Here is a 24456-nt window from a genome sequence, read left to right as displayed (position 1 = left end):
GGGAAGCGAGACGGCCGCGAACGGTCGCTCGTCGGGCTCGCTCCGTGGGTGGTTGGGAGTGCGAGGAAGGCGCGTTTGCTCTGAGCGTGCGCGGATGGGCGGGCTGTGGGGAGGCGGCCTACTTCGCGACCGTCAGCAGGAATGCGACGTCGTCGACCGCTTTCACGCTGTGCCTTGCCTTGGGGACGACGAGCAGGTCACCCGCCGAGCCTTTCCATTCGTTCGCGCCGCTGATCAAGGTCAGGGTGCCGGTGAGCACCAGCAGGGTGGCGTCGCCCGCGTTGTCGTGTTCGGCCAGGCTCTGGCCCGCGGTGAGGCCGACGACGGTCTGACGCAGCGTTTGGGCGTGGCCGCCGAAGATGGTCTGCGAGCTGCGCCCGCTGGTGGCAGTTGCGGCCAATTTCAATTGCTGACGAGCGACCGCGGTCAGGGATTTCTTGTCCATGGACTGCCTTTCGCGTCACATCCGCCGGTGCAGGGCTGGTGTCACCGGCTCGGTGCGCTCGGGCGGACGATGGTCCGCGCCGCCGCATATCCAGGAGTATGCCCGACCTGGGCCGTCCGCGTGCCCGGTTTGCCGGGCCTGCCCGTACCCGGCGTGTTGCCGGGCGGGTCCGATCAGACCGCGGCGCGGCGCAGATACCGGCGGATGCGAAAGCGCAGACCGGTGGTGGACGTGCGCCACGGCTCCGGCTCATCGGCGTGCCATTCCGGACCGATCGCGGGGGCGTGCGCGTCGCCCTGAACGCTGATCTCCACTTCGGTCACCACCAGTTCGGTCGCGAAATCCATGGCGGTGCGGTAGATCTCGCCGCCGCCCGCGATCCACACCGAATCCGGCGCGCTCAGCTCCAGCGCCTCGGCCAGCGAACCGGCGCGTTCGGCGCCCGGCGCCGACCAGTTCGGCTGCCTGGTGACCACGATGTTGCGGCGCCCGGCCAGCGGGCGGAACTTCGGCGGCAGCGAATCCCAGGTGCGCCTGCCCATGATCACCGGGTGGCCCCAGGTCACGGTGCGGAAGTTGGCCATGTCCTCGGGGACGCGCCAGGGAATGGTGTTCTCGAAGCCGATCACGCCGTCGGGGGTCTGCGCCCAGATCAGGCCGATGGCGCGGGTGCGCAGCGCCGAACTCATACCGCCACCGGCGCCTTGATCGCCGGATGGTGCTGGTAGCCAACGACTTCCACGTCTTCGTAGGTGTAGTCGAACAGGCTCGGCGCGCGGCGAAGGCGCAGCTCGGGGAACAGGTACGGCGCGCGGCCCAGCTGCTCGGTGACCTGATCGACGTGGTTGTCGTAGATGTGGCAGTCGCCGCCGGTCCAGATGAAGTCGCCGGGTTCCAGCCCGGTCTGCTGCGCCACCATGTGGGTGAGCAGCGCGTAACTGGCGATGTTGAACGGCACGCCGAGGAACAGGTCGGCGCTGCGCTGATAGAGCTGGCAGGACAGCTTGCCGTCGGCCACGTAGAACTGGAAGAACGCGTGGCACGGGGCAAGCGCCATCTTGTCCAGCTCGCCGACGTTCCACGCGGAGACGATGATGCGGCGCGAATCCGGGTCGGTGCGCAGGGTGTCGAGCACCTGGCCGATCTGGTCGATGTGCGCGCCGTCGGGGGTCGGCCAGGAACGCCACTGCACGCCGTAGACGGGGCCGAGTTCACCCCGCGGGTCGGCCCACTCGTCCCAGATCGTGACGCCGTGCTCGCGCAGCCAGCCGACGTTGGAGTCGCCGCGCAGGAACCACAGCAGCTCGTACACGATCGACTTGAGGTGCACCTTCTTGGTGGTGATCAGCGGGAAGCCCGCCGCGAGGTCGTAGCGCAGCTGATGGCCGAACACGCTGCGGGTGCCGGTGCCGGTGCGATCCGCCTTCGCGGTCCCGGTCTCCAGCACCAGCCGGAGCAAATCCTCGTACTGCGTATCCGTCGCCACGAGTGGCAAGCTTACTGTCGGGCTCGCGCGGACCACCGCCTGGATTGCCGCCCGGAGTCGGGATGCTGGCAAGCTCACGCGCATGCGCAAGCTCTTCGTGATCGGCATCGGTGCGGGCGACCCGGACCAGGTGACCGTGCAGGCGATCAAGGCCATGCGGCAGGTCGACACGTTCTTCGTGATCGCCAAGGGCGTCGAGAAACAGGAGCTGCTCGACGTGCGGACCACGATCCTGGCCGAACACGTCGAGCGGCCGTACCGGGTCGTGGAGATCACCGATCCGCCGCGCGATCGCGATCCCGCCGACTATCGCGGCGTCGTCGCGGACTGGCACGAGCGCCGTGCCACGCGGCTCGCGGAGGCTTTCGCGGCCGAGGAGGGCGTCGGCGGGATCCTGGTGTGGGGCGATCCTTCGCTCTACGACAGCACCCTGCGCATGGTGGAGCTCGTGCTCGACAGCGGGCGGACCACCTTCGACTACGAGGTGATCCCCGGGGTGACCAGTGCGCAGGCGCTGGCCGCGCGGCACCGCATGGTGCTGCACCGAATCGGTGAACCGGTGCACGTCACCACCGGCCGCAGGCTGCGTGAGGAGGGGCTCGGTCCCGGTTCGACGCTGGTCATGCTGGACGGCGAATGCTCCTTCACCGAGGTGCCCGGCGCCGATGTGCACATCTGGTGGGGCGCCTACCTCGGCATGCCAGACGAGACGCTCGTCGCGGGTCCGCTGCGCGAGGTGGAGGCGGAGATCCTGCGGCGGCGGGCCGGGCTGCGCGCCGAGAAGGGCTGGATCATGGACATCTATCTGCTGCGCCGCGACTGATCGTTCGTCGGCCGCGCTGTCGGTGGTCCCTAGTAGCCTGGGACGCGTGCCCGAGCTACCGGAGGTGGAGGCGTTGGCGCAGTTCCTGCGGGAACACGCGGTCGGCGCGGTGGTGGGGCGTGTCGACGTCGCGGCGCTCAGTGCGGTCAAGACGTTCGATCCTCCGGTGACGGCATTGTCCGGGCGGGACGTGACCGGCGCCGATCGCTGGGGCAAGTTCCTCGGCATGGACTGCTCGGGAATCTGGCTGATCACCCACCTGTCCCGAGGCGGCTGGCTGCGCTGGATCGACGAACCGAGCCCGACCCCGCCGAAACCGGGCGGCAAGAGCCCGCTGGCGCTGCGGGTGCACTTCTTCACGCCCGAGGGCGCCACACCCGCTTTCGACTTGACCGAGGCGGGCACCAAGAAGCGGCTCGCGGTGTACATCGTCGAGGATCCGAAGAGGGTGCCCGGCATCGCGCGGCTCGGACCGGACGCGCTGGACGTCACCGAGCCGCAGTTCGCGGAAATCCTGCACAGCGCGTCGCAGCGGATCAAGACGGCCATCGTCGACCAGTCGCTGCTGGCGGGCATCGGCAACGCCTACTCCGACGAGATCCTGCACACCGCCAAGGTCTCGCCGTTCGCGAACACGAAGACCCTCTCCGCCGAGAAGATCGCGCAGCTGTACGAGGCGATGCGCGCCGTGCTCACCGACGCTGTCCAGCGCTCGGTCGGCCAGGACGCGGCGCGGCTCAAGGGCGAGAAGCGCTCCGGCATGCGGGTCCATGCCCGCACCGGGCTGCCGTGCCCGGTCTGCGGCGACACCGTCCGCGAGGTCTCCTACGCCGAACGGTCCTTTCAGTACTGCGCCACCTGTCAGACCGGAGGCAAGGTGCTCGCCGACCGCCGGATGTCGCGCCTGTTGAAGTGAGCCCGGTCGATGGCCGAAAGCGTTCGCCGCAGGTGAGAACCTGATCCAGTTACCATCGATCAATGGTGGCAACGATCGACATCGAGACCGCCGACGGTGTTGTCCGCGGTCGCCGCGGTCGCCGCGTGCTGCGCTGGCGCTCACTGCCCTACGCCGCACCGCCGGTGGGAGACCTGCGATTTCGCGCTCCGCAACCGGTGCCACCGTGGACCGGAGTGCGCATCGCCACCGAGTTCGGTTCCGCGTCCATGCAGCACCGGGCGGGCGCCCGCATCGGACCGCGGACCTACCAGCCGACCAGCGAAGACTCGCTGACGTTGAACGTCACCGTGCCCGCCGCGCCGTCCGCGGGCCCGCGACCGGTGCTGGTGTTCATCCACGGCGGCGGCTACCTGATCGGCACCTCGGCGCTGACGCTCTATTCGGGCTCCCGGCTCGCGCTGCGCGGCGATGCGGTCGTCGTGTCGCTGAACTACCGGCTCGGCGCCTTCGGCTATGTCGACTTCAGCGGCTTCGGCACGCCGCAGCGGCCCTTCGACTCGAACCTCGGCCTGCGCGACCAGGTCGCGGCGCTGAAATGGGTGCGGCGCAATATCGCCGCGTTCGGCGGCGACCCGGACAACGTCACGATCTTCGGTGAATCCGCGGGCGCGCACGCCGTGCTCGCGCTGCTCGCCACCCCCGCCGCGCGCGGACTGTTCCACCGCGGCATCGCCCAGAGCCCGCCCGCCGATTGGGCATTGAACGCCGAGGACGCCGCGACCTTCGCCCGCCGCTGCCTCGACGCCTTGGGCGCCGATCCCGCCGACGCGGCCCGCGCCCTGATCGAGGCGCCCGCCAACGACATCCGTAAGGCCGTCGACCGCACGAGCAGGGCGGTATTGAGCGAGCTGCCTGGCCTGTTTCCCATCTGCCCGGTGATAGACGGCGAATACTTGCCGCACTCCCCGGTCGACGCGATCTCCGACGGCACCGCGCACCGAGTGCCGCTCATCATCGGCACCAATCGCGAAGAGGGGGCGCTGTTCGCGCGGTTCGCCGACATGCTGCCCACCAATCCGGCTCGCCTGCACAAGATATTCGAACGCGCCGGTGCGGACACCGAGGCCCGGGTCACGGCGGCCTACCCGGGCTACCCGCAGCCGTCGGTCGCGGTGCGCATGGGCGGTGACTATGTGTTCTGGCGTCCCTCCGTCACGGTCATGGAGGGACACAGCCGTTACGCCCCGACCTATGCCTACCGCTACGACTTCGCCCCGCGCGCACTGCGACTCGCCGGCGTCGGCGCCACGCACGCCATCGATCTGATCCCGGTTTTCGGCGCCGCCGACAGCCCAATTGGGCGCGCCTTCACCGCGGCCGGCGGGCGCCGCGGCCTGCTCGCGGTGACCGATCAGTTCCAGGACAACTGGATATCGTTCGCCCGCACCGGCGTACCGCTGCCGTCCTGGCCCGTCTACACCGAGACCAGCCGAGCAACCCTGATCATCGATCACCCGACCCGGCTCGAATACGACCCGGAGGGCGCGAAACGATTGGCATGGAAGGGCATTCGCGTTCCGACCCTGACCTGAGCCGAATTTCGTTCTCGGCCATGCCGTGTCACCGGCGGCGAGCCTCCAGCAGGCGCAACCAGATCTCGCTGACCGTCGGGTATGCGGGCACGGCGTGCCACAGGGTGTCGAGCGGGACCTTGCCGACCACCGCGATGGTGGCGGCGTGCAGCAGTTCGCCGATCTCCGGTCCGGCGAAGGTCGCGCCGAGCAGGGTGTCGGCGGCGGTGTCGATGACGATTTTGGCTCGGCCCGAATAGTTTTCGCGGGCGAGCGAGGAGCCCGCGACCGCGATATCGATTTCCACGGTGTCGACGCGGTAGCCCGCGCGGCGGGCTGCCGACTCGGTGAGGCCGACCGAGGCCACCTCGGGGCTGGTGAACACCACCTGCGGGACCTGCTCGTGGTCGGCGGTCGCGGCGTAGCGCGCGCCGGTGAGCGGACGCTGCTCGGCGCGCGCAGCGATCACGTCGCCGCACACCCTGGCCTGGTATTTGCCCATATGCGTCAGTGCGGCACGGTGATTCACGTCGCCCACCGCGTACAGCCACTGGCCGGGTACGTCGCGCGCGGACAAATGGTCGTCGACCTCGACGTAGCCGTCCGCCAATCCGACTGCGGCGAGCCCGAGTTCGGCGGTCGCCGGTCCGCGCCCGGCCGCGACCACGATCTCGTCGGCCTCGATCGAGCCGGTGTGCGCGCCGCGCGTCTCCACGGTGACGGCGCCGCCGTGGATCCGGCCCTCGCCGGTGTCCTTCGGCTCCGAGCGCGTGACGCGCGCCGGTTCGGTCTCGAACAGCACCTGGACGCCCGCCTCGGCGAGCGCACCCGCGACCCGCTCGCCCGCGAACGGCTCGGCGTTGCCGAGCAGCGCCTTGCCGCGCACCAGCAGGGTGACCTCGGCGCCGAGCATGGCGAGCCAGGTCGCCGATTCGCAGGCCACCACGCCACCGCCGATCAGCACCACGCGCCGCGGGACCTCGTGCAGGTTGGTCGCGTCACGCGAGGTCCACGGCAGGGCGTCGCGCAGGCCGGGCACATCGGGGATGCGGGCCCGGGTTCCGGTCGCCAGCACCACCGCGTGCCTGGCGCGCAGCGTGCGACCGCCGACCTCGACCAAGCGTTCCCCCGCGAGCCGGCCCGCGCCCTTGATCACCTCGATGCGGCTCTGTTCGGCCCACTCGACCTGGCCGGTGTCGTCGTGGTCGTGCACGATCCGATCGCGGTGGGCGAGCACGGCCTCGACGTCCAAGTCCTTCGCATCGATTCCCGGCACAGCGCGGACGGCGGCCAGCAGATGCCCGGGACGCAGCAGTGCCTTGCTCGGCATGCAGGCCCAATACGAACATTCGCCGCCGAGCAGTTCGCGCTCGACGATGGCGGCGGTGCGTTCGCTGCCCGCGATCGCGTAGGCGGCGGCGTTCTCCCCGGCGGGGCCGCCGCCGATCACGATGACGTCGTATTCGGCGGACGGGTCGGAGCTCACTGCAGATAGCCCTCGACCTGGCGCGGCGAGCTGACCTGCGCGTCGTCGGGGGAGGCGCCCGCGTAGATCCTGGCCCTGCGCTGCCGCAGCAGGTCCCAGCACTGGTCGAGCATCACTTCCAGCTCGGCGAGCCGCTGCCGTTCGGTCACCGGGTCCACGTCGCCGGAGGTCGCCTTCGAGCGCAGCTTGTGCTCGTCGTCGACCAGTTGCTTGATGCGTTCCAGGATGTCCTGTTCGGTCATGAGTCACCACTTCGATACTCGGAGGTATACGGCAGGGCGTGCAGTGACCGGGTGCGGTCATGCACCATGCTACGACCGGGCCGGGTCGGTTCGGTTGCCCGCAATGAGACAGTGCGGCCGGCGGACGGTCAGGGGGCCGGATCGCCGCAGGCCACCTCGGCCAGGCACTCGGCGGCTATCGGGACGGCCGCGCGCAGGTCGCGCGAGCCCGGCGCCGCGTACCCGAGCGCGATGCCGAAGCTGCTCGGCGGCGTGGATCTCGTGTCCTGCTGGGACGAGAGGTGATGCCTGGACAGCCCGTCAAGGACGACGCCATGAGCGGCAGCCGTGTCGACCGCGCGCTGTTCGGCCTCCGCTGTCGGCAGCGGCACCACGACGTGCGAGCCCGCGTCGTCACCGAGCACGGTCAACCCGCGGCGGCGCAGCTCGGTGACGACCAGTTCCCTGCGCGGCGGGAGCGCGCGCCGCAGCCTGCGCAGGTGCCGGGCCAGGTCACCGTGCGCGGCCAATTCGACGAGGACACGCTGGCCCGCGGGACTCGGCGAGGTGCCGGTGCGGTCGCGATGTGCGAGCACCGCAGCGGCCACCCACGGGGCGGCGACCAGCCAGCCGACGCCGAGGACGGGGGAGAGGATCTTGCTCGTGGTGCCGAGGTGCACGATCACGTCCGGAGCCATCGCGGCGAGCAGCGGCAGCGGCGCGGTGTCGTAGCGCAATTCGCCGTCGTAGTCGTCCTCGATGACGAATATGCCCGCCCGCCTGGCGAATTCGACAAGCTGCACGCGACGGGCCGCGGGCAGCAGCGCGCCGAGCGGAAACTGGTGCCCCGGAGTGCAATACACCGCCTTCACCTCGCGCGGCAGGTCCTCGACGCGCAGACCCTCGGCGTCGACCGGCACCGGAAGCACGCGGATGCCCGCGGCCAGAAAGGCGCCCGCCGCACGCTGGTAGCCGGGGTCCTCCATGGCGACGGCGTCACCGGGTCGCAGCAGGGCGGCGGCGAGTTCGCCGACCGCGGAACTGGTTCCGGCCGTGGCGAGCACCACGGTATCGCTGCCCGCGCTCAATCCCCGGTGGCGCAGCAGGTGTTCGGCCACGGCCGCGCGGTATTCCGGTTCGCCCGCGCGGTCCTTGCGCACCACCGGCGGCTGATCGGAGGCGGCGCGCCAGGCGCGGCGCCACGCGGTTCGGTCGATGGCCTCCACACAGGGCGCGCCGGGGGCGAGGTCGTAGCCGGGGCCCTCGGCGTGCGGGTCCACGATGACGTGGTGCTGGGTGGGCGCGGCGGCCGGGGCGGTGGTGAGGTACGTGCCCGATCCCCGTTTGCCCGCGATCCAGCCTTCGGCGTGCAACTGGTCGTAGGCCGCCGCGATCACCGTCCGGCTGACGCCGAGTCGCTGCGCCAGCGCCCGCGACGACGGCAGCCGGTCCGAGGCGCGCAGCAGACCGGAGGTGGCCGCGGCGCGCAGGCCATCCGCCACCTGCACCGACAGCGGTTCGGGCGCGTCTCGATCGAGCGCGAGGGGGAATTCGTCGAGCAACAGGCCACCTCGAATTGGACTGTGAGAATCAGGATGAATTGGCTATTCCAGGATGCCACTTCGTAGCGGACGCTGATCTCATGACGCACTCGACCAGCGCCCGCCCGCCCCTGTCGCCGACCCCGCGCAGCACGCTGACCCGGGAGAAAGAACGCGGCCGCAGCGACCGCGCCGAACTGGATGCGGTGCTCGACGCCGGTCTGATCTGCCACCTCGGCGTCCTCCTCGGCGGCAGCCCGGTGGTGCTGCCGACCGCGTACGGACGCGACGGCGACACGCTCTACCTGCACGGATCGACCGGCGCGGGCAATATGCGCGCCGCACTGGCCGACGACATCTCCGTCGCGGTCACGCATGTCGACGGCATCGTCTACGCGCGCTCGGCCATGCACTTCTCCATGAACTTCCGCTCGGCGGTCATGCACGGCCGCGCGGTCGAACTGACCGACTCCGACGCGCGCATGCACGCCCTGCGCGTGATCGTCGAGCACGCCGCCCCCGGCTCCTGGAACCGGGTGCGCCCGCCGAACAAGAAGGAACTCGCCGCCACCATGGTGCTGGCGCTCGACCTGACCGAGGCGTCGGTCAAGGTCCGTGAGGGCGGGCCGCGCGACGATCCGGCCGATGCAGACAGTCCGACGTGGGCGGGTGTGCTGCCCCTGCGGCAGGTGTGGGACGCGCCGATCGATTCGCCGGACCTGGCAGCCGGGATCGAGGTTCCGGCCGATGTGGTGGAACGGAGTGTGGATCAAACTTTCGGGGCGCGGCCGAGCAAGACCGCGAAGGTCACCAGCCATGCGCTCCACAGGATGTAGCCGATGAAGTTGGCGGTGTCCACGTACGACAGTGCGAGCGGGGTGAGGGCGCCGAGCGCGATCAAGGCTGCGCAGGCGTGGCCGAGTGTGGTGAACCAGAGGGGGAAGGTCTGTCGTAAAGCGAGGCAGACCACGGTGATCCACGCGGCGGTCAGCAGGTAGCCCAGGGTTTCGCCGAGTGCGGTGCCCAGGATTGTGCCGAGTAGTTCGAAGGTGTGCACCGCGGAGGAGTCGGGTCCTTCGGCGGCGGCGCGGTCGGCGAGGGTGGGGACGAGCAGGGGCCAGCGCAGCAGGCCGATCGCTTGGACTACGGCGGCCGCGACGCCGACGTGGACCGCGCGGCGCATGGTGGCCGAACGGTCGAGTCGGCCGATCAGCATCGCGAGCGGGGCGAGCGCGAGGGCAGCGGCGGCGAGCACCGTGAACCACGTGACCACCGCGAGCTGGTTCGCGCGGAACAGGTCGAGCACTTCCGGGGCGGGCTGTTGCAACACGTCAGGGTAGTCGAAGACGGCGCCCAACCCGAGGAAGGCGACGTTGAGGGCGACGGGGGCGGCGACGAGCAGGGCGATGGTCGGCCAAGGCCTGGTGGGCACGATTCACTCCATTCTGGCTGTACGGAGTACAGCTAGCTGTACGCGGTACAGTCAAGCGCGTGTCCGCAGCGAAGTCAATGCCCCAGGGGGAGCGCAGGATCCGCCCCGAGCGCCGGTCCTTCACCGAGGCTCAGGTGGTGGACGCCGCGTTGCTCCTGCTCGACGAGGGCGGTGCGGCGGCGGTCTCCATCCGGGCGGTCGCGGGGCGGCTCGGGGTGAACCCGAACGCCGTCTACACCTACGTCGCGAGCCGCGCGGACCTCGAGCGCGCGGTGATCGAACGGGTGCTCGGCGCGGTGCCACTGACGGTGCTCTCCGATCCCGCCGTCGAATGGCGTTCGGCCATCATCGAATTCGCCGTCGAACTGCGCCGTCGCGTGCTGGAACACCCGGCGGTCGCGGCGCTGATGATGACCGCGCCCATGGACGGCGCCGCGGCGCGCGACGTCGGCGAAGCGCTGCTGACCTGTCTCGCCAGGGGCGGCCTGTCCCCGGACCGCCGAGCGCGTGCCGCCTATGCCCTCATGGTGCAGGTGATCGGCGCGATCGCGATGGAGGTCGCCGAGACCGACGGCCGCCCGCCGCTGCCGCCCGAATCCGAGCGCATCGCGCAACGTCGCGCCGCCCTCGAGGAAATCCCCGCCGAACACTGGCCGCACACCCACGAGAGCCGCGACCTGATGGCGCAGTGGATCGGTTCCGAACAGTTCGCCTGGAGTCTGCGCGCGCTGTTGAACGGACTGGCCCGAGAGGGGGCCTGATGCGCGCATGCCGCCTGGGCGTCAGGTCCGTCGATGGCCGGGTGGTCTTCGCCGCCGGAGCATTAGGACAAGCGCCTACCGCGTAGCTGAGCGGCGGGTGGGATCGGAAGCGTTGGCGGGTGCCAGGCAGGTCGCCACGAGGTGCCGTCGAGCCCCTGGCGGGAGGCGGCTTCGACGGCGAATTCGGCCAGCGCCGTGCCTGATTCGATGGCGGGGTCGAGTCCGTCCACGGACGCCGATGGGGTTATTGCTGCGGCGGCGCAGGTAGCCCGCCAGGCGGCGGGCAGCGATAAGGCTGCGGTCGTGGGTCACTACGAGGTGCCGTCGAGCCCGAGGTGGTCGGCGGCCGCGACGGCGAGTTCGCACAGGTCCCTGGCGGATTCGATGGCGGCGTCCAGGCAGGCCGAGGGCTGGACGCCGCGGCGTAGGTAGCTGGTTAGGCGGGTCGTGGCAGGTGGGCGGGGGTGAGGCTGGGCTCGTGGGTCACCACGAGGTGCCGTCGAGTCCAAGGCGGGCGGCGGTTTCGACGGCGAGTTCGGTTAGTGCCGTGCCTGATTCGATGGCGGGGTCCAGGCCGGTCAGGGACAGGATGTAGTCCTCGCCGCTGCGGCACAGGTAGCCGGAGAGGCGGGTGCGGGGGAGGTGGGCGGGGGTGAGGCCGGGGTGGATGGCGCGGGCGGCGACGCCGGTGCAGGGGTGGGTGCCGAGGGTGCGGAGGGAGTTGGGCAGGGTTCCGATGTTGGAGCACAGGATGTCTCGTTCGCCCGCGCCCTTGGACAGGGTGTAGGCCCAGCGGTCGGGGATCACCTGGAGCAGTTGCTCGGGCATGCCGCCGGGGCTGGACATCCGGCGTTCGTACGCGGCGCGGGCCTTCGTGCGCAGGGTCGCGGGGGTGTCGGTGCGGTCGACGACGATCTCGGTCATCGCGAGGTCGTTGTCGACGCGTGGTTCGTCGCGGGTGTCCACCGGGAGGCTCGCTCCGATCGTCGGATCGGCAAACCCGATGCCCCACAGCAGGTCCGCGACCAAGTGGATGAACAGGCTGTTCGCGGTGCCGCCGTGTTCCTCCGCCACCCTGTCCCATTCGGCGGCGCCGAACTGCACCACCGCACTGTGCACGCGCAGTTCGTGCCCGCCCGCGCGCACCGGCGCGCTGGACACGGGACGTTTCGGAATGCCCTGGCGCAGCGCCCTGATCGTGCCACTCACGACGATCGACCATTGGCGGAACGCGTCCGCCCAATCGGACTCGCGAGCAGCTGTCGGCCGGGCCGAGCTCGGTTCCGCGGCCGGGTCTACCGCGACTCCCGGCTGCTGCGAACCGGCCTCGGCCGCAGCCGGACCGGGAAGCCGATCGGTATTCGTGCTCGCGCCACTGGCCTGACCAGCACCCGCGGACCCCGCCCGGGTATCGGCTGCCGCCTCCGCCACGCCAACCTCTCGCAGCGCAACATCCACCGCGTGCACCAGCCCCCGCGCATCCGCCAACGCATGCGAACACGTCAGCACCACAACCGACCCACCATCCGCGAGCCAGGCCGCGGCGAGACGCCAACCCGGCCCGAACTCCGGATCGAGTTCCGCCCCAAGCCCATCCGCCCACGGCAACAACTCGGGGACCTGAAGCGGATCTTCGAGGAAAACCAGGGGATGGGCTCGGGTGTTCATCCGCCAACCGCGACGCGCACCGGGAACATGTGGACGAACCACCCTGCGCCCCAACGGCCCCGAGCGCAGTGCGTCGTGAATCTGTTGCAGCAGAGCGGGTTCGATGCGGTCGAAGGTCCGCCACAACCCCTGGAGGGCGATGGGGGTGCCGAGCCCGCGGTGGGTGCGCAGGAAGATCTCGTCGACGACGCCGAGGCGGTCCATTCTCAGCCGGAGGCTCCGTGTCGTCCCGCGCCCGCGGCGAAACGCTGGGCGCCGTCGAGCGCGCCGTCGGCCAGGGCGGAGAGTCCGTGCCGGAATTCGTTGCGGATGGCCGCGTCCTCGTCCATGCCGTCCTGCTCGAGCAGCGACATCCGGTCCGAGCGCAGGCAGGTCTGCGGCAGTACGGCGAGTTCGGCCGCGAGTGCCTCGGCGGCGTTGCGCGCCTCGCCGGTCGGCACGACGCGGTTGATCAGGCCCATCCGGAGTGCTTCCGGCGCGCCGACGGCCCGGCCGGTCAGCACCAGATCCATGGCGCGGCCCGCACCGATGATGCGCGGCAGCCGGACCGTGCCGCCGTCGATGAGCGGCACGCCCCAGCGGCGGCAGAAGACGCCGAAGGTGCTGTCCTGCTCGGCAACTCGCAGATCGCACCACAGCGCGAGCTCGAGTCCGCCCGCCACCGCGTAGCCGGAGATCGCGGCGATCACCGGTTTGGACAGTGTCATCCTGGTCGGGCCCATCGGGCCGTCGCCGTCCTCGTCCGTGCGGTTGGACCGCTCCGTCCCCAGCGCCTTCAAATCGGCGCCCGAGCAGAAGGTGCCACCGTCGCCCCAGAACACCGCGACGGCCGCGGTGGAGTCGGCCTCGAACTCGCGGAAGGCGTCGGCCAGTGCCAGGGCGGTCGGCCCGTCCACCGCATTGCGCGCCTGCGGCCGGTGCAGGATCACCGTCGTCACAGGCCCGTTCTTCTCGACACGAACGCTCACTGCCGCCCCCTCTCGAGTGCCGTCCCCGCCGCGGCGGGGGTGCTGTATGGATGGCTCACGTTCTCGACCATACGACGGCCCGGCCCTTGTGTGAAGAAGTGAATCCATGATTCACTTCTTTCGTGGCGTACCGCAGGACCCCTGCCGTCCAGGCCCGCCTGGACGCTCAGGAGCAGCTGATCGTGCAGGCCGCGACCAAGGTCCTCTCCGAGGCCGGGTTCGCGGGCCTGTCGATGGCCGCGGTCGCGAACCGGGCCGGAGTGGCCACTGGAACCGTGTACAAGCACTTCGACGGCAAGGCAAACCTGGTGACCGCGGTCTTCCGCACCGTCGTCGCCAGGGAGGTCGCCGCCGTCACCGCGGCGGCCGAGAAGGGCAGCGCGGTGGAGCGGGTGACCGCGGCCGTGGAGACCTTCGCCGGGCGCGCCATGAAAAACCCCAAGCTCGCCTACGTGCTGCTCGTCGAGCCGGTCGATACGGTGGTCGACGCCGAGCGCCTGCATTTCCGCCGCGCCTTCGCCGAGGCCTTCGAATCCGCGGTCGCCGACGGTGTCGCGCACGGCGAACTGTCCGCGCAGGACCCGCGCACCAGCGCCGCCGCCTTGGTCGGCGCCATCGGCGAGGTGCTCGTCGGTCCGCTCGCCACCGAGCCGCACGCCGAATCCGTTGTCCCCCAACTCGTCACCTTCGCGATCCGTGCGCTCGGCGTGCGGCCGCCGGCGAGCGCCGAAGAAACAGGAGTGTCCGATGCAGACGCATGAGGTCTTCAACCAGGTCCCGAACATCGTGCCCTTCGACGCCGCGCAGAACCCGGCGCTGCTGGAGGGCCTGCACCGCGAGGGCGCGGGCTGGGCCGAGGACGAGGTCCGCGAACTCGGCAGGCTCGCAGGCGGTTTCGCGGCGCAGGAGTGGGGCAGGCTGGCCAACGAGTACCCGCCGGTGCTGCACACCCACGACCGCTACGGCCATCGCGTCGACGAGGTCGAGTTCCACCCGCACTGGCACGATCTGATGAGGGTGGCGGTCGAGCACGGTCTGCACGGCTCGCCGTGGACCGACGACCGGCCCGGCGCGCACACCGCCCGCGCCGCGAAGTTCTACACCTGGGGCATGGCCGAGGCGGGGCACATGTGTCCCATCTCCATGACCTACGCGGTCGTGCCCGCACTGCGCCACAACCCCGAGCTCGCCGCGCGCTACGAGCCGCTGCTCGCTTCGCGCACTTACGATTTCGGGCTGCGCGAACCGTCCACCAAGGCCGGGCTGATCGCGGGCATGTCGATGACGGAGAAGCAGGGCGGCTCCGATGTGCGGGCCAACACCACCACCGCGACCCCGCAGCCGGACGGCAGCTACCGCATCGTCGGGCACAAGTGGTTCACCTCCGCGCCGATGTCGGACATGTTCCTGACGCTGGCGCAGGCGCCTGCGGGCCTGTCCTGCTTCCTGCTGCCCCGTGTCCTGCCGGACGGCACCCGCAATCCCATTCGCATCCAACGGCTCAAGGACAAGCTGGGCAACAAGTCCAACGCCTCCTCGGAGATCGAGTACGAGAACGCCACCGGCTGGCTGGTCGGCGTGGAAGGCGCGGGCGTCAAGACCATCATCGAGATGGTGAACATGACCCGCCTGGACTGCGTGATCGGCTCGGCAACCAACATGCGGGCGGGCACCGTCCACGCCGTGCACCACGCCAGGCACCGAGCGGCGTTCGGCGCCAAGCTGATCGACCAGCCCGCCATGCGCAACGTGCTCGCCGACCTGGTGATCGAATCCGACGCGGCAACCACCGTGATGATGCGCCTTGCCGGCGCGACGGACCGGGCGAGCGGCGATCCCGCCGAGGCCGCGCTGCGCCGCATCGCTCTCGCGGTCACCAAGTACTGGGTGTGCAAGCGGGCTCCGTCGCACGCCGCGGAGGCGCTGGAGTGCTCGGGCGGCAACGGATATGCCGAGGAATCGGGGATGCCGCGGCTCTATCGCGAGGCGCCGCTGATGTCGATCTGGGAAGGCTCGGGCAATGTGGCCGCGCTGGACGCGCTGCGCGCCATGGGCCGTCAGCCGGAGACCGTCGAGGCCTACTTCGACGAGATCACGATGGCCAAGGGCGCGAACCCGCGCCTGGACGACGCCATCGCCAAGATCGGCAAGGAACTGGCCGACCTCAGCGACATCGAATACCGCGCCCGCCGCGTCGTGGAATTGATGGCGCTGGTCATGCAGGGCGCGCAGCTGGTTCGCCACGGTCACCCCGCGGTTGCCGACGCGTTCTGCGCCACCCGGCTCGGCGACGACTGGGGCATCGCCTTCGGGACCCTGCCGACCGGCGTCGACACCGGCGCCATCATCGAACGCGCCTTCGCCGGGTGACCGTCGCTCGGTAGTGTCACCGCGGTGAGCGAGGTCGAGGTTCCGCTGCACCGGCTGGTGCGCAGGGTGCTGGATCGGGCGGCCGAGCGTCCGGAGCGGCGGTATCTGCTCGGCATCGCGGGACCGCCCGGAGCCGGGAAGTCCACGCTCTCGGTGCTGCTTCGCGACGCATTCCCGGCCGCCGAGATCGCGCCGATGGACGGCTACCACCTGTCCAACGCACGGCTCCGCGCGGCGCGCAGCCAGGCCCGCAAGGGCGAGCCGGACACCTTCGACGTCGCGGGCTTCGTCGACAACCTGCGCCGCCTGCGCGCCACCCCGCGCGGCACACCGGTGCCGTGGCCGACCTTCGACCGCGCCACGGACGAGCCGACCCCCGCGGGCGTGGTCTTCACCGATCAGCCGGTCGCCGTCGCCGAGGGCAACTACCTGCTGCTCGACGACGTCGACGGGCACGGCTGGTCGGCCGTCCGCGCGGAACTCGACGAATGCTGGTACCTCGACGCCGACCGCGAGGTGCTGGAAGAGCGTCTGCTGGAACGGCATCTGCGCGGCGGGAAGCCGGCGGAGGCGGCCAGGATCAAGGTGAGGGACAGCGACCTGCGCAATGCCGACCTCGTCGGCGCGACCCGCGAGCGCGCCGACCTCGTGCTGCGCGAGAAAGACGGGCGCTACTTCGTCGTCGGTTGATCTCCGGCCTGCCCGGTCTGCGCGACGGAACTTCGTGACGTGGGAGTCGAGTCGTTGCCGCTGATTGCCGTGCGCACCGAGAGCAGCTGGACGTCGAGGGGGCGTCCATGCGGCAAAGTCCCGCGAATCGCCCGGCGTGGGTGAGGCACCGACCATCCCACCGCGCCGATCATGGACCCATGACGGAGTCGCATCGGGTTTCGGGGAGAGTGCACGCCTTGCGGACCGCCGCCGTGCTGCTGTGCGTGCTCCTGTTCTACTACGGCGTCCCGATCGACTGGGCCGCGACTCCCGACTGGCCGGGCCGAATCCTCGGGCTGGTGGCCTTCCTAGCGGGCATCGGCGGGCTCATCTGGCTGACGGTGCGCCGCATCGAGCGCTACCTGCGCGCGCCACATGTGACCGGCGGACGAGTGGACGGCGTGCTGTTGCTGCTGTGCGTGGTGGCGATGTTCTTCGCGCTGTTCTACTACCGGCTCGGGGTGCACTACCCCGGCCAGTTCGAGGGATTGTCGACCCGCACGGACGCGCTCTACTACACCATCGTCACGCTGGGCACGGTCGGCTACGGCGACGTCTACGCCGTCGGCCAGGCCGCGCGCATCGCCACCATGGTGCAGATCGTCTTCGACCTCGTCGTCATCGGCAGCTTGCTGGCGATCGTCTCCACCGGCGTCGCCCGGCGGCTGGAGGCGGCCGCGGCGCGTCGACCGGACAACGCGCCGCCCTCGGACGACACGAAGCCCGGATCCGGCGACGGTCCCCGCCAGGACGGGCACGACTGATCAGCGGTTGGCGCGATACCAGCGGATGAGCGCGTCCGTGGACGAATCGTCCTGCGGTGCCGGGTCTTCGGCGGCGGTGAGCAAGGGAGCGAGCGCCAGCGCCTGCTGTTTGCCGAGTTCGACGCCCCACTGGTCGAAGCTGTCGATGCCCCAGATGCTGCCCTCGACGAAGACCTGGTGTTCGTAGAGGGCGATGAGCTGACCGACCACCGAGGGCGTCAGCTGTGGCGCGAGGATGGTCGTGCTCGGGCGATTGCCCGGCATCACCTTGTGCGGCACCACCTTCGGGTCGGCGCCCTCCGCGACGATCTCCTCGGCCGTCTTGCCGAACGCGAGCACCTTGGTCTGGGCGAACAGGTTGCTCATCAGGATGTCGTGCATGCTGCCGGTACCGTCACGGGTCGCCAGATCGTCGGTGGGACGGGCGAATCCGATGAAGTCGGCGGGGATCAGGCGGGTGCCCTGGTGCAGCAGTTGATAGAAGGCGTGCTGGCCGTTGGTGCCCGGCTCGCCCCAGAAGATCTCGCCGGTGGAGGTGGTGACCGGGGTGCCGTCGGCGTGCACCGACTTGCCGTTCGACTCCATCGTGAGCTGCTGCAAATAGGCGGGGAAACGCGCCAGGTCGTTGGAATACGGCAGCACCGCGCGGGATTCCGCGCCGAAGAAATTCGCGTACCACACGCCGAGCAGACCGAGCAGCACCGGCGCGTTCGCCTCCAGCGGCGCGGACGCGAAATGCACATCCACGGCGTGCATTCCGGCCAGGAATTCCGCGAAGCGCTCCTTGCCGATGGTGGCCATCACCGAAAGCCCGATGGCCGAGTCGACCGAATAGCGACCGCCGACCCAGTCCCAGAAACCGAACATGTTCGCGGTGTCGATGCCGAATTCGGCGACCCGCTCCGCATTGGTGGACACCGCGACGAAATGCTTGGCGACCGCGTCCTCGCCGAGCGCGGCCACCAGCCACCGGCGCGCGGCGGTGGCGTTGGTCAGGGTCTCGAGCGTCGAGAACGTCTTGGACGCAACGATGAACAGCGTGGTCGCCGGGTCGAGGCCGGCGAGCTCGGCGACCAGGTCGGCGGGGTCGACGTTCGAGACGAAGCGGGCGCCGATGCCCGCGTCGGCGTAGTGGCGCAGCGCCTGGTGCACCATCACCGGCCCGAGGTCCGAGCCGCCGATGCCGATATTCACCACGGTGGTGATCCGCTCACCGGTGGCGCCGCGCCACTCACCCGAGCGCAGCGCGTCGGTGAATTCGCCCATTCGGCGCAGCACTTCGTGCACCTCGGCGCCCGCGTCGGCGCCGTCGATGATCATCGACTCGCCCGCGGGCAGACGCAGGGCCACGTGGCCGACCGCGCGGTCCTCGGAGGTGTTGATGTGTGCGCCCGCGAACATCGCGTCGCGCCGCTCGGCCACCCCCGCCTCGTGGGCCAATTCGACGAGTAGCTGCAAAGTTTCCCGGGTGACCCGGTGCTTGCTGTAGTCGATGTGCAGGTCGCCCACCTGGACGGTCAGCTCACGACCACGGTCGGGATCGTCCGCGAAGATCTCCCGTAGGTGTCGCTCGGAGACGGCGCCGTAGTGATCGTGCAGTTTCCGCCATGCCGCCGATGCGGTGATGTCGCTGCTCACGTCCGCCGAGCGTACTCACCGCGCCGCGCCGACGCACGGCTGAGGCGGGCAATCTCCGGTCGCGTCGGGGCTGCGCGCGGACGGCGCGTCGGTCGCTGCGCGGACGGCGTGTCGGTTGCGGTGCGAATGGCGTGTCGGTTGCGGTGCGGATCGCGCGTGGTCGCGGTTCTGATCGCGCGAATTTCCGGGTTCGAGTCGAGCATGGGCGACGAGGTCGAGGCCTAGGCTGGCCGCATGGTGTCCGAACGCGAACTACTCCAATCCGTACCGACGCAGCTGTGGATCGGTGGGCCCGTCGACGCCGAGGGCGGCGCCACCTTCCCGGTGCACAATCCCGCGAACGGGGAGGTGCTGATCCAGGTCGCCGACGCGAGCCCGCAGGATGCGGTGCGCGCGCTCGACGCCGCGGTCGCCGTGCAGGCCGAATGGGCCGCGACCCCGGCCAGGCAGCGGGGCGAGATCCTGCGCGCGGTGTTCGAGCAGATCACCGCGCGAGCCGAGGAATTCGCACTGCTGATGACCCTGGAGATGGGCAAGGCGCTGCCGGAGAGCCGTAACGAGGTGCGCTACGGCGCCGAGTTCTTCCGCTGGTTCAGCGAGGAAGCGGTGCGCGTGCACGGCCGCTACCTGCACGCGCCGTCGGGCACCGGCCGGATCATGGTGCACAAGCAGCCGGTGGGGCCGTGCCTGGCCATCACGCCGTGGAACTTCCCGCTGGCCATGGGCACCCGCAAGATCGGTCCCGCGCTGGCCGCGGGCTGCACCATGATCGTCAAGCCCGCCTCGGAGACGCCGCTGACGATGCTGCTGCTCGCCAAGCTGTGCCAGGAGGCCGGGCTGCCCGAAGGGGTGCTCTCGGTCATCACGACCAGTCGTTCCAGCGCCGTGACCGGGCCGCTGCTGGAGGACCCGCGGCTGCGCAAGCTCACCTTCACCGGGTCCACCGAGGTCGGCAAGAAACTGGTGCAGCAGTCCGCGCACGGCCTGTTGCGCACCTCGATGGAACTCGGCGGCAACGCGCCGTTCGTGGTCTTCGACGACGCCGACGTCGACGCGGCGGTGCAGGGCGCGATGCTGGCCAAGCTGCGCAACGGCGGCGAGGCGTGCACCGCGGCCAACCGGTTCCACGTGCAGAACGGGGTGCTCGAGGAGTTCACCGCCAAATTCGCCGAGGCGATGACGAACTCGGTCACCATGGGCCCGGGCACCGACCCGGAGACGACCCTCGGACCGCTGATCAACGAGGACCAGCTCACCACCGTCGGCGAGCTCGTCGACGACGCGGTCGCGGCGGGCGCGCGGGTTCGCCTCGGCGGCAAGGCGCCCGGCGGTCCCGGCTGGTTCTACCCGGCCACGATCCTCAGCGACGTGCCGCCGCAGGCCAGGATTCTGCGCGAGGAGGTGTTCGGCCCGGTCGCGCCGATCGTCGGTTTCGAGACCGAGGAGGAGGGCCTCGCCGCCGCCAACGACACCGAGTTCGGCTTGGTCGCTTACGTCTACACGAGGACGCTGGACCGCGCGTTGCGGGTGGCCGAGGGGCTGGAATCGGGCATGGTGGGCGTCAACCGCGGCGTCATCTCCGATCCGGCCGCGCCGTTCGGCGGCGTGAAGGCCTCCGGGTTCGGCCGCGAGGGCGGCATCGAGGGCATCGAGGAGTATCTGACGACCAAGTACATCGCGCTGACCTGACCGGACGCGCCGAGGTGGCCTGAAAACGCAAGGACCGCCCCGGGGTTCGAACACCCGGGGCGGCCTGGGGAGGCGGTGGTCTTGCGATCACCGCAAGGTTCGCGCGCCGCTCGACGCGGCAGGAGAACGAGGGGTCAGTGGCCGAGGCGGCCGCGCCCGAGGCGCAGCAGCAGCATGGCGAGGGTGTGACCCTCCTGGCCGAGCTCGCTGAAGCGTTCCAGCACCTTCATCTCGCGACTGTGCACCAGTCGCGGGCCACCGGAGGCCATCCGAGTCCGTCCGATCAACCGGGAGATCTCACTGCGTCGCTTGATGGCGGCGAGGATCTCGGCATCGAGCTGGTCGATCTCCTTGCGGAGCTTGTCGATCTCCGCCTCGGTCTGCGGCAGCGCCGCGTCGGACCCGGTGGTCGTGGCAGAAGTGCTCATCATTCATCTCCTCGTGTCAGAACGTGGATCGGCGGGTGCGCGCGGCGCGTTACCGTCCGGTTCTTTCACCGTGAAACAGACCTGGGGGGCTTCTATAGTCCCCCCAGAAGCGTGTGGTCGGCTACAAGGCTCCGCGATACCGATTTCCGGCGGGTAACCGAATCGGATGTATCGCGGCAACGCTGACCATGGGGGCCAGTCTGCCACGCGGCCGAACCAATGCAAAACGTCTGATTTTGTGAATCTGCTGAGAACGAGTCGCACAGATTTGCAGGGTCCCGCGCCGCGAGGTGTTCACTGAATGTTAGCCGGTGGTCGCGGCGTGGCCGCGAGCGCACCCGGGGGCTTCGCCTGTGTCGGTGTCCGCCGGTAGCGTGGATGGGCAATGGATATCACGGTGGCTCCCCAGACGCAGGCCGGTCGGAATCGGCATCAGGACGTGAACCCCGCTCCGCAGCTCGAGGCCGATGCGGCCGCGGCCGCGGGGCAGTCCGGCGCGCCGCCTTCACTAGCGGAACAGGCGCAGCGTCGCGCCGACGAGCAGTCCGAGCGTCGCGCCGAGCGGGATCGTCAGCGGGCCGAGGAAGCCGAGCGGCTGCTCGACGGGCTCAATCCGCAGCAGTGCGCCGCGGTGATGCACACGGGTTCGCCCCTGCTGATCGTCGCGGGCGCGGGCTCGGGCAAGACCGCCGTGCTGACCCGTCGCATCGCCTATCTGCTCGCCGCCCGCGGTGCCACGCCGGGCCAGATCCTGGCGATCACGTTCACCAACAAGGCTGCCGCCGAGATGCGGGAGCGGGTGATCGGACTGGTCGGACCGCGCGCGAACAACATGTGGGTTTCCACTTTCCACTCCAGTTGCGTGCGGATCCTGCGTATGCAGGCGGCCCTGCTGCCCGGCTTGAATTCCAATTTCTCGATCTACGACGCCGATGATTCGCGGCGGTTGCTGACGATGATCAGCCGCGATTTCGACATCGATACGAAGAAATACTCCGCGCGACTCCTGGCGACCGCGATCTCGAATCTGAAGAACGAGTTGATCGGGCCGGAGCAGGCCACCGCCGACGCCGAATCGGACGACACCGAGCTCCCCGGTTTGGTGGCTCGCGTGTACACCGAATACCAGCGGCGGCTGCGCGCGGCCAACGCGCTGGACTTCGACGACCTGATCGGCGAGACGGTCGCTCTGCTGCAGAACCACCCGCAGGTCGCGGAGTACTACCGCCGCCGCTTCCGGCACGTGCTCGTCGACGAGTACCAGGACACCAACCACGCACAGTACGTGCTGGTGCGGGAACTGGTCGGCCATCACACCGCCGCGGTGGAGCAGGACGAGGACGAGGCGGGGGCGCCGCCGAGCGAACTGTGCGTCGTCGGCGACGCCGACCAGTCCATCTACGCCTTCCGCGGCGCGACCATTCGCAACATCGAGGAATTCGAGCGCGATTTCCCCGACGCGGAGACCATTCTGCTCGAGCAGAACTACCGCTCCACCCAGCACATTCTGTCGGCGGCGAACGCGGTCATCTCGCGCAACGAGGGCAGGCGCGAGAAGCGACTGTGGACCGATTCCGGCGAGGGCGACCTGATCGTCGGCTATGTGGCCGACAACGAGCACGACGAGGCCTCGTTCGTGGCACGCGAGATCGACAGGCTCGTCGACCAAGGCGAGGCCAACTACGGCGATGTCGCGGTGTTCTACCGCACCAACAACAATTCCCGTGCACTGGAAGAGATCTTCATCCGGATGGGTCTGCCGTACAAGGTGGTCGGCGGCGTCCGGTTCTACGAGCGCAAGGAGGTTCGCGACATCGTCGCCTACCTGCGTGTGCTGGAGAATCCCGACGACGCGGTGAGCCTGCGCCGCATCCTCAACACCCCGCGCCGCGGCATCGGCGACCGGGCCGAGGCGTGCGTCGCCGTGCACGCCGAACAGCGCGAGATCGGTTTCGCCGCGGCGCTGCGCGATGCCGCCGACGGCAAAGTCGCGCTGCTCAACACCCGCGCGCAGCGTGCGATCTCCGGATTCGTCGATCTGCTCGAGGAGATCAGGGCGGCGGGCGTGCAGGCCGACGCCGACTTCCCCGACGTGGGCAACGTGGTGGAGGCCGTGCTCGATCGCACCGGGTACCGCGCCGAACTGGAGGCGTCCGACGACCCGCAGGACGGCGCTCGGCTCGACAACCTGAACGAATTGGTCAGCGTGGCGCGCGAGTTCAGCTCCGAGGCCTACAACAACGCGGTCGCGGCGCGCGAGGAGGGCATCGTGCCCGAACTCGGCGAAGGAGAACCGGACCCGGGCTCGCTCGCGGCGTTCCTGGAGCGCGTCTCGCTGGTCGCCGATACCGACCAGATTCCGGACGAGGGCTCCGGGGTGGTCACCATGATGACGCTGCACACCGCCAAGGGCCTGGAGTTCCCGGTGGTCTTCGTGACCGGCTGGGAGGACGGCCAGTTCCCGCACATGCGCGCGCTCGGCGATCCCACCGAGCTGGCCGAGGAGCGCCGCCTCGCCTACGTCGGCATCACGCGGGCCCGGCAACGGCTCTACGTGACCCGCGCGGTGGTCCGCTCCGGCTGGGGGCAGCCGGTGTCCAACCCGGAGTCGCGCTTCCTCCAGGAGATCCCGGGCCACCTCATGGACTGGCGTCGACTGGAACCGGCCGGTTCCTCCGCCTCGCGCGGCATCCGCAGGCGCGGTGACGACGACGGGCTGGAACGCGACTGGACCCGCGGCGACGGCTGGTCCGAGCGGCCCGGTGTGCGCCCCGACCGCGGCCCGCGCCGCCCGGCCCCCGGCGGCTCCGCGCGCAACAACACCAATCTCGTGCTCGCGGTCGGCGACCGCGTCAGCGACGACAAGTACGGCCTCGGCCGCGTGATCGCCGCCGAAGGCTTCGGCCCGCTGGCGACGGTGACGATCGACTTCGGCACCGCGGGCAAGATCCGGTTGATCCCGCAGTACAGCCGGACGCTGGTGAAGCTCTGAGGCTGATTCGCCACGGCGGGCAGCGGGAGGTCGGTGAGCGCTGTGCGGGGCGGCGTCGGTTGAGGGTGACCAAGTGACAGCGGCGGAGGTACGTTCGACCCTGCCGGGGGCCGCGAGAACGCGGTAGCGTCCGGCAGGTGGAGACCATCGCGCAACATCTGGTGTGGTTCCTGCCCATGCTGTGGCTCGGCATGGTGCTGGCCATCTCGTTCCTCGAAGCGCCGCTGAAGTTCCGCGCGCCGGGCGTGACCCTTGCCTTGGGGCTCGGTATCGGGCGGATCGTGTTCCGCGCGTTGAACATCGCGGAGGCGGTGCTGGCGGTGGTGCTGGTGCTGAGCGCCGTGGTGCTCGGCCCGAACGCGGCGACCTGGATATGGCTGGGCCTAGCCGTCGCGATCCTCGCGACCCAGATCCTTGTCATCCGCCCACCCCTGACCCGCCGCTCGGACCGAGTGCTGGCGGGGGAGGAACTGCCCCGCTCGCACGCGCACTACTGGTACATCGGGCTGGAGGTCGCGAAGGTGGTCGCGTTGATCGGGCTGGCGATCGTCGCCGCGGCTTGAC

23 protein-coding genes are annotated in these 24456 nt (G+C 70.1%); 12 read left to right on the top strand and 11 right to left on the bottom strand.

From position 1 onward, the window contains the following. Positions 1–118 precede the first annotated feature (118 nt). From NL1_RS20020 to NL1_RS20010, 3 genes are all read right to left on the bottom strand, one after another. Positions 119–445 (bottom strand): cupin domain-containing protein, encoded by a 327-nt coding sequence (locus NL1_RS20020; RefSeq protein ID WP_067841534.1) that lies wholly within the window; start codon positions 443–445, stop codon positions 119–121. A 173-nt stretch (positions 446–618) separates the two neighbouring features. Then, positions 619–1134, bottom strand: a complete 516-nt coding sequence (locus NL1_RS20015) for a dihydrofolate reductase (protein ID WP_067841532.1) — start codon at positions 1132–1134, stop codon at positions 619–621. After that, the gene (locus NL1_RS20010) at positions 1131–1931 is read right to left on the bottom strand and encodes a thymidylate synthase (protein WP_067841530.1); all 801 of its coding nucleotides are present in this window, start codon (positions 1929–1931) and stop codon (positions 1131–1133) included. Before NL1_RS20010 ends, NL1_RS20015 begins: the two co-directional genes overlap by 4 nt. A gap of 82 nt (positions 1932–2013) precedes the next feature. On the opposite strand from NL1_RS20010, the gene cobF reads away from it, so the two are divergent. From cobF to NL1_RS19995, 3 genes are all read left to right on the top strand, one after another. Then, positions 2014–2754 (top strand): precorrin-6A synthase (deacetylating), encoded by a 741-nt coding sequence (cobF, locus tag NL1_RS20005; protein WP_067841528.1) that lies wholly within the window; start codon positions 2014–2016, stop codon positions 2752–2754. 46 nt (positions 2755–2800) lie between these two features. Further along, positions 2801–3670, top strand: a complete 870-nt coding sequence (locus NL1_RS20000) for an Fpg/Nei family DNA glycosylase (protein WP_067841522.1) — start codon at positions 2801–2803, stop codon at positions 3668–3670. A gap of 62 nt (positions 3671–3732) precedes the next feature. Then, complete coding sequence (locus NL1_RS19995) at positions 3733–5244, top strand: carboxylesterase/lipase family protein (RefSeq protein ID WP_067841520.1); 1512 nt, start codon at positions 3733–3735, stop codon at positions 5242–5244. A gap of 28 nt (positions 5245–5272) precedes the next feature. On the opposite strand, the gene NL1_RS19990 is transcribed toward NL1_RS19995, so the two are convergent. The 3 genes from NL1_RS19990 to pdxR form a co-directional block, all read right to left on the bottom strand. Continuing rightward, positions 5273–6709: a dihydrolipoyl dehydrogenase family protein gene (locus NL1_RS19990; protein WP_067841518.1), complete on the bottom strand. Its 1437-nt coding sequence runs from the start codon at positions 6707–6709 to the stop codon at positions 5273–5275. After that, positions 6706–6951: a DUF2630 family protein gene (locus tag NL1_RS19985; RefSeq protein ID WP_067841516.1), complete on the bottom strand. Its 246-nt coding sequence runs from the start codon at positions 6949–6951 to the stop codon at positions 6706–6708. The genes NL1_RS19990 and NL1_RS19985 overlap by 4 nt, the downstream gene beginning before the upstream one ends. Positions 6952–7079: 128 nt before the next feature. Then, entirely contained in the window at positions 7080–8492 is a 1413-nt protein-coding gene (pdxR, locus tag NL1_RS19980; RefSeq protein WP_067841514.1) for a MocR-like pyridoxine biosynthesis transcription factor PdxR, read from the bottom strand. 80 nt (positions 8493–8572) lie between these two features. On the opposite strand from pdxR, the gene NL1_RS19975 reads away from it, so the two are divergent. Beyond that, the gene (locus NL1_RS19975) at positions 8573–9307 is read left to right on the top strand and encodes a pyridoxamine 5'-phosphate oxidase family protein (protein WP_067841512.1); all 735 of its coding nucleotides are present in this window, start codon (positions 8573–8575) and stop codon (positions 9305–9307) included. Here the strand turns inward: NL1_RS19975 and NL1_RS19970 are convergent. Further along, positions 9241–9903, bottom strand: a complete 663-nt coding sequence (locus NL1_RS19970; RefSeq protein WP_067841510.1) for a DUF4386 family protein — start codon at positions 9901–9903, stop codon at positions 9241–9243. The two genes, NL1_RS19975 and NL1_RS19970, sit on opposite strands and share 67 nt — an antisense overlap. Before the next feature lie 59 nt (positions 9904–9962). Here NL1_RS19970 and NL1_RS19965 point away from each other — a divergent pair, with 59 nt between their 5' ends. Further along, positions 9963–10664: a TetR/AcrR family transcriptional regulator gene (locus NL1_RS19965; protein ID WP_245673414.1), complete on the top strand. Its 702-nt coding sequence runs from the start codon at positions 9963–9965 to the stop codon at positions 10662–10664. Positions 10665–11147: 483 nt separating this feature from the next. Here NL1_RS19965 and NL1_RS19955 read toward each other — a convergent pair whose 3' ends face one another. Together NL1_RS19955 and NL1_RS19950 are read right to left on the bottom strand one after the other, a co-directional pair. Beyond that, on the bottom strand, positions 11148–12536 hold the full coding sequence (locus NL1_RS19955; protein ID WP_067841504.1) for a hypothetical protein: 1389 nt from the start codon (positions 12534–12536) through the stop codon (positions 11148–11150). 2 nt (positions 12537–12538) lie between these two features. Then, positions 12539–13300, bottom strand: coding sequence for a crotonase/enoyl-CoA hydratase family protein (locus NL1_RS19950; RefSeq protein WP_067841502.1), 762 nt, complete (start codon positions 13298–13300; stop codon positions 12539–12541). 122 nt (positions 13301–13422) lie between these two features. Between NL1_RS19950 and NL1_RS19945 the strand changes: the two genes are divergently transcribed. From NL1_RS19945 to NL1_RS19930, 4 genes are all read left to right on the top strand, one after another. Further along, a complete protein-coding gene (locus NL1_RS19945) occupies positions 13423–14061 on the top strand; it encodes a TetR/AcrR family transcriptional regulator (protein ID WP_067841500.1) in 639 nt (212 codons plus the stop codon). Next, positions 14048–15670 (top strand): acyl-CoA dehydrogenase family protein, encoded by a 1623-nt coding sequence (locus NL1_RS19940; protein ID WP_067841498.1) that lies wholly within the window; start codon positions 14048–14050, stop codon positions 15668–15670. The genes NL1_RS19945 and NL1_RS19940 overlap by 14 nt, the downstream gene beginning before the upstream one ends. A gap of 24 nt (positions 15671–15694) precedes the next feature. After that, complete coding sequence (locus NL1_RS19935) at positions 15695–16360, top strand: nucleoside/nucleotide kinase family protein (RefSeq protein ID WP_067841496.1); 666 nt, start codon at positions 15695–15697, stop codon at positions 16358–16360. A 179-nt stretch (positions 16361–16539) separates the two neighbouring features. Continuing rightward, positions 16540–17145, top strand: coding sequence for a potassium channel family protein (locus NL1_RS19930; RefSeq protein WP_084510778.1), 606 nt, complete (start codon positions 16540–16542; stop codon positions 17143–17145). On the opposite strand, the gene pgi is transcribed toward NL1_RS19930, so the two are convergent. Next, positions 17146–18783, bottom strand: a complete 1638-nt coding sequence (pgi, locus tag NL1_RS19925; RefSeq protein WP_067841493.1) for a glucose-6-phosphate isomerase — start codon at positions 18781–18783, stop codon at positions 17146–17148. It lies immediately after the preceding gene. 234 nt (positions 18784–19017) lie between these two features. Between pgi and NL1_RS19920 the strand changes: the two genes are divergently transcribed. Further along, the gene (locus NL1_RS19920; protein ID WP_067841491.1) at positions 19018–20472 is read left to right on the top strand and encodes an NAD-dependent succinate-semialdehyde dehydrogenase; all 1455 of its coding nucleotides are present in this window, start codon (positions 19018–19020) and stop codon (positions 20470–20472) included. A 134-nt stretch (positions 20473–20606) separates the two neighbouring features. Here the strand turns inward: NL1_RS19920 and NL1_RS19915 are convergent, their stop codons facing one another. Then, a complete protein-coding gene (locus tag NL1_RS19915) occupies positions 20607–20900 on the bottom strand; it encodes a chorismate mutase (RefSeq protein WP_084510784.1) in 294 nt (97 codons plus the stop codon). Positions 20901–21285: 385 nt separating this feature from the next. Here NL1_RS19915 and NL1_RS19910 point away from each other — a divergent pair, with 385 nt between their 5' ends. Beyond that, the gene (locus tag NL1_RS19910) at positions 21286–23892 is read left to right on the top strand and encodes a UvrD-helicase domain-containing protein (protein WP_067841488.1); all 2607 of its coding nucleotides are present in this window, start codon (positions 21286–21288) and stop codon (positions 23890–23892) included. Positions 23893–24068: 176 nt separating this feature from the next. Beyond that, a complete protein-coding gene (locus NL1_RS19905) occupies positions 24069–24455 on the top strand; it encodes a hypothetical protein (RefSeq protein WP_067841577.1) in 387 nt (128 codons plus the stop codon). The last annotated feature ends 1 nt before the right edge of the window (position 24456 follow it).

The sequence above is a fragment of the Nocardia lijiangensis NBRC 108240 genome, from assembly GCF_001613045.1.
Classification (GTDB): Bacteria; Actinomycetota; Actinomycetes; order Mycobacteriales; family Mycobacteriaceae; genus Nocardia; species Nocardia lijiangensis.
This window is presented reverse-complemented; position numbering and strand designations above follow the sequence as displayed.

What these genes read in the sequence shown, in the direction of transcription:
- cobF (WP_067841528.1), top strand. Translation starts at nt 2,014, where the DNA reads ATGCGCAAGCTCTTCGTGATCGGCATCGGTGCGGGCGACCCGGACCAG.
- NL1_RS19955 (WP_067841504.1), bottom strand. Translation starts at nt 12,536, where the DNA reads ATGGACCGCCTCGGCGTCGTCGACGAGATCTTCCTGCGCACCCACCGC.
- NL1_RS19905 (WP_067841577.1), top strand. Translation starts at nt 24,069, where the DNA reads ATGCTGTGGCTCGGCATGGTGCTGGCCATCTCGTTCCTCGAAGCGCCG.
- NL1_RS19940 (WP_067841498.1), top strand. Translation starts at nt 14,048, where the DNA reads ATGCAGACGCATGAGGTCTTCAACCAGGTCCCGAACATCGTGCCCTTC.
- NL1_RS19910 (WP_067841488.1), top strand. Translation starts at nt 21,286, where the DNA reads ATGGATATCACGGTGGCTCCCCAGACGCAGGCCGGTCGGAATCGGCAT.
- NL1_RS20015 (WP_067841532.1), bottom strand. Translation starts at nt 1,134, where the DNA reads ATGAGTTCGGCGCTGCGCACCCGCGCCATCGGCCTGATCTGGGCGCAG.
- NL1_RS19975 (WP_067841512.1), top strand. Translation starts at nt 8,573, where the DNA reads ATGACGCACTCGACCAGCGCCCGCCCGCCCCTGTCGCCGACCCCGCGC.
- NL1_RS19915 (WP_084510784.1), bottom strand. Translation starts at nt 20,900, where the DNA reads ATGAGCACTTCTGCCACGACCACCGGGTCCGACGCGGCGCTGCCGCAG.
- NL1_RS19985 (WP_067841516.1), bottom strand. Translation starts at nt 6,951, where the DNA reads ATGACCGAACAGGACATCCTGGAACGCATCAAGCAACTGGTCGACGAC.
- NL1_RS19920 (WP_067841491.1), top strand. Translation starts at nt 19,018, where the DNA reads ATGGTGTCCGAACGCGAACTACTCCAATCCGTACCGACGCAGCTGTGG.
- NL1_RS19930 (WP_084510778.1), top strand. Translation starts at nt 16,540, where the DNA reads ATGACGGAGTCGCATCGGGTTTCGGGGAGAGTGCACGCCTTGCGGACC.
- NL1_RS19995 (WP_067841520.1), top strand. Translation starts at nt 3,733, where the DNA reads ATGGTGGCAACGATCGACATCGAGACCGCCGACGGTGTTGTCCGCGGT.
- NL1_RS20020 (WP_067841534.1), bottom strand. Translation starts at nt 445, where the DNA reads ATGGACAAGAAATCCCTGACCGCGGTCGCTCGTCAGCAATTGAAATTG.